This window comes from Dapis purpurea BLCC-M126 (assembly GCF_050015975.1).
Lineage (GTDB): Bacteria > Cyanobacteriota > Cyanobacteriia > Cyanobacteriales > Microcoleaceae > Trichodesmium.
Genome location: NZ_JBNHER010000324.1, coordinates 1 through 4,618, shown reverse-complemented (window position 1 = coordinate 4,618; position 4,618 = coordinate 1). Strand labels below are relative to the sequence as shown.

Genomic DNA, 4,618 nt, shown 5'->3' with positions numbered 1-4,618 from the left:
TTCCCCTATCCAAGGGGAGGCTTTAAACCAGAATTATTTAATTATTAATAATTAAATAATTCGGTAAATAGCTTAGGACATTCTCCTGTTCCCTATTCCCTTAAAATCAAAATTTATTGTCCTAACCAAAAGACGTAGTGCTATATTTTTCAAATTTTTTGCTTTTTCCCAATGGTCAAGTTTTTTTACCTAATTCAAGAGAAATGGTCAAGTTTTGTTACTTAGTCCAAGAAATCTACAAATTTACTTTTATACTGAAAAATATAAATGTCTAATATTAATTGGTCTATAAATATACTAGGTCAAATTAATATTTGAAGTTAATCTAATTAAAAGCTAGACTATGCCCTTAACTAATGATGCTACTGTCTTAGTGATTGATGATAATCCTACTAATTTAGAGGTCTTGCATCATGCCCTAAGTGAGGCAGGTTATCAAGTTCGAGTTGAGGTCGATAGTTATAATGCTCTTAACCAAATAGAGTTACAACCTCCTGATTTGATTCTCCTAGATGTAATGTTACCAGATATTAATGGCTTTGAAATTTGCCAGCGACTCAAAGCGAATTCCTGCACTCAGGAGATTCCAATCATTTTTATGACTGCTTTAACAGATGCCAAGGACAAAGTTACTGGTTTAAATTTGGGAGCAGTAGATTATATTACTAAGCCATTTCAGCAAGAGGAAGTTTTAGCTAGAGTCAGCCTTCATCTCAAAATGCGGCATCTTACTAAAACTCTCGAGATCCAAAACTCTCAGCTACAAAAAGAAATTGAAGAACGCCAAAAAACTGAAATAGCTTTGCATAACCTTGTCAGTGGAACAGCTTCTTTAATGGGAAAAGACTTTTTTCCTGCTTTTGTTAAGCACTTAGCAGCAGCCCTTGAAGTCAGCTATGTCATCATCTCCGAAAATAAAGGAGATATATTAGAAACTCTAGCTTTTTGGTCAGTAGATCGGCTAAGTCCCAATTTCTCTTATAATCTGGAATTTACTCCTTGTAAAATTGTCTTAGAGCAAGGAAGCTACTTCTGTTCCACTAAGGTTCAAGAACAATTTCCTCAAGACCTAGCTTTACAGAAGTGGGAAGTAGATAGCTATCTAGGTGTGGCTCTACTCAGCTCTAAGCAAAAACCTATTGGTTTGCTATGCATTCTTGACGAAGACCAGATCGCTAATCAGTCTTGGTTTGAGAAAATCCTGAAAATTTTTGCTTCCCGAGCTGCTGCTGAATTGGAAAGAATGCAAGCTGCTCAAGCACTAGAAAATCTCAATCAGGAACTTGAAGCTAGGGTTAAAACACGAACAGCAGAATTAGTTCAAAATCAGGAATATCTACGTCAACTTACAGAAAATATTGAGAGTGTTTTCTGGATGACGAATCTGGATAAAAGTCAGATTATCTACGTTTCTCCGGCTTATGAGAAAATATGGGGATTTTCGACTGAGGAACTTTACCGCTCCCCCAAACAATGGATAGAAGCAATTCATCCCGATGATCGTGAGATGGTGGTAGCTGCTTTTCCGCAACAATTACGGGCTGAATATAACCAGCAATATCGCATCATTCGTCCGGATGGAAAAATCTGTTGGATACAAGATCGCGCCTTTCCTATTCGTGATGACTTAGGCAAAGTCTATCGTATTGCAGGCTTTGCCGAAGATATTAGTAAACAAAAGGAGATTGAAGAAACCCTAAAACTTCAAGGACGGGCGATCTCGGCTAGCAGTAATGGCATTGTGATTGTAGATGCCCGCTTACCAGATTTGCCTACGATTTTCGTCAACCCAGCCTTTGAAAAAATCACTGGCTATAGAGCAGCAGAAGTCATCGGACATAATTGCCGATTTTTGCAAGGTGAAGATTGTGGACAAGCTGGACTGTTAAAACTTAGAAAAGCTCTAAAAAAGGGAGAGAGTTGTACTATGAGTTTGCGTAACTATCGTAAAGATGGCACTCTCTTCTGGAATGAATTGAGTGTTTCTCCTATCTATGATGAACAAGATAACCTTTCTCATTACATTGGCATTCAAACAGATATAACTGAGCGAGTTAAGGCAGAACGTAGCTTCAAACAACAGTCTGTAGCAATGGAAGCAGCTATTGACGGAATTGCAATTCTTGATGCAGATGAGCAATACATTTATGCTAATAATTCCCACCTCAAACTCTTTGGTTATCAAGATAAAGAGGAAATTCTGGGTAAGACTTGGAGAGATTTTTATGACCGCGATGAATTGGAACGGTTTGAGTGGGAAATTTGGCCTATTCTACTGCGTGATGGGCATTGGCAGGGAGAAGCAATTGCAAAACGGCAGGACGGTTCTACCTTTACTGAGGAGATTTCTCTCACGTTAATTGAAGGTGGTGGATTAGTTTGTGTTTGCCGTGATATTACTGAACGTAAGCAAGCAGAAGAATTGCTGAAATCTTCTCTTCAAGAAAAGGAAATGCTGCTCAAAGAGATTCACCATCGAGTCAAAAATAATTTATTAGTGGTTTCCAGCCTTCTGCATTGGCAGAATGAATATATTACAGATCCACAAGTATCTAGAATCTTTCAAGAAAGCCAATATCGTATCCATTCAATGGCTTTAATCCATGAAAAGCTATATAACTCTCATAATCTAGCCGAGATTAATTTTAGTGAATATCTAGAAACTTTAGCACAACAGTTATATTACTCATTTAATATCAGAACAGATAGAATTAAACTTAAATTAGAACTAGAACCAGTCTCCCTAAATATTGAAACAGCGACTCCCTGTGGACTTATTGTTAGTGAACTGATTGCTAATGTCTTTGAACACGCCTTCCCAGATAATAAAAAGGGAGAAGTCTACCTGAGTCTTAAAAAGGAGCAGGATCGAGTAATGCTAAGTATTCAAGATAATGGTATTGGCTTGCCTTCAAATTTTGATATTTCCCAGACAGAAAGTATGGGGTTACAATTAGTTGATCTGCTTAGTCAACAGATTAGAGCAGATCTTAAGATTATTTCCAATAATGGGACTACTTTTAACCTAATTTTTGCAGAACTTAAATATCCTAAAAGAATTTAATGACTAATATTAAACCAATTGACATCCTCATAGTAGAAGATGAGTTATTAATTGCTCGCCAATTAGCTAGCAAACTTAAAAAACTAGGCTATAACATAATTGATATTGTTTCGTCAGGGGAAGATGCGATCCAAGTTGCTAAGGAGAAGTGCCCTAGAATAATTCTCATGGATATTGTCATTCAAGGTGATATGAATGGCATTGAGACGGCGGGTAAAATTTATAATAAATATAGGATTCCGGTTATTTATTTAACTGCCTATGCAGATGATGACACCTTAAAGCAAGCTGAAGAAACAGGGTGTTATGGTTACATCCTCAAACCATTTCAAGAGAGAGAATTACACGCCACAATTAAAATGGCCTTGAGAAAGCATGAAAAAGAAACCGAACTTATGCGATCAATAGAAACAGCCAGGCAGATGAGAGAGAAACTCAAAGCTATCATCAATACAAGCACTGACTTAATAGCCAATACAGATCAACTAGAGCTAGAAAAAGATTTATACTCTGCTTTAGAACGAGAAGAGTTAAAAGTTTATTATCAACCTTTGGTAAATATTTCAAATCGACAGTTTATTGGTGTAGAAGCTCTCCTACGCTGGCAACATCACAAACGAGGCTTAGTTTCTCCGAATACCTTTATTCCCATAGCTGAGGAAACTGGACTGATTGAATCAATTGGTGAGTGGGTTTTAAGACAAAGCTGTATGCAAATCAAAGATTGGCAAAATACTTTTTCTTTCCCTTTGAAAATCTCAGTGAATTTATCATCTCGCCAGTTAAAACGAAAAGCTTTAGTTCAAGAAGTAAGTCAAGTTCTGATAGAAAGTAAGCTAGACCCTAAACTACTGACTTTGGAGTTGACTGAAAGCCTGCTAATGGATCAAACTATTTCAATCATTGAGATAATTAATCAACTAAAATCTCTCGGCCTTAACCTAGCAATTGATGATTTTGGGACTGGTTATTCTAGTTTAAGTTATCTACATCAATTCCCTTTTGATATACTCAAAATTGATAAATGTTTTATGCGTAATATTACTCACAATGCTGACAAGGTTGCTCTGACAAAAGCTATTATTCAGATCGGTCATAGCCTGAATTTAAGTATAATTGCTGAAGGAGTTGAAAATGAGAAACAAATTGAATTTCTGGAGCAAAATCAATGTCATATTGCTCAAGGTTATTTGTTTGGCCCGCCTATTCCAGTAAATCATTTTCAGGAGTTTTGCCAAAATAGCAGTACATTTTTGGCTTGAGCCAATAGATTTGGGTTAATACATTTCCCCGTTTAAAGTATAAAAAATAAAGAGTCAGGAGTCAGGATGAAATAAGTATGTTCATTAATTGATAATTGATAATGGATAATGGATAATTGATAATTACCTCTGGTTAAAACCGTTCGGGAATTGAATATAAGGAAATATTATTTCTTCTCTTGGTCGATTGGATATGGCGTTTAGCGTTCCGCACAACGCGCGTTAACGCTGCGCGACATGAAAAGCGTTCGCGGCTCTGTTAAGAGCGGGAAACCTCGCCATCCCATCCTAA

General features: G+C 36.8%; 2 protein-coding genes. Both read left to right on the top strand.

Translation table 11 applies throughout. The features are described from left to right. Positions 1 to 343 precede the first annotated feature (343 nt). The gene (locus ACP6PL_RS29710; RefSeq protein WP_426548969.1) at positions 344 to 3,064 is read left to right on the top strand and encodes a PAS domain S-box protein; all 2,721 of its coding nucleotides are present in this window, start codon (positions 344 to 346) and stop codon (positions 3,062 to 3,064) included. Then, positions 3,064 to 4,326: a two-component system response regulator gene (locus ACP6PL_RS29705; RefSeq protein ID WP_426548968.1), complete on the top strand. Its 1,263-nt coding sequence runs from the start codon at positions 3,064 to 3,066 to the stop codon at positions 4,324 to 4,326. The genes ACP6PL_RS29710 and ACP6PL_RS29705 overlap by 1 nt, the downstream gene beginning before the upstream one ends. Positions 4,327 to 4,618: the final 292 nt, after the last annotated feature.

Coding starts and splice junctions, on each gene's coding strand:
- ACP6PL_RS29710 (WP_426548969.1), top strand. CDS start 344: ATGCCCTTAACTAATGATGCTACTGTCTTAGTGATTGATGATAATCCT.
- ACP6PL_RS29705 (WP_426548968.1), top strand. CDS start 3,064: ATGACTAATATTAAACCAATTGACATCCTCATAGTAGAAGATGAGTTA.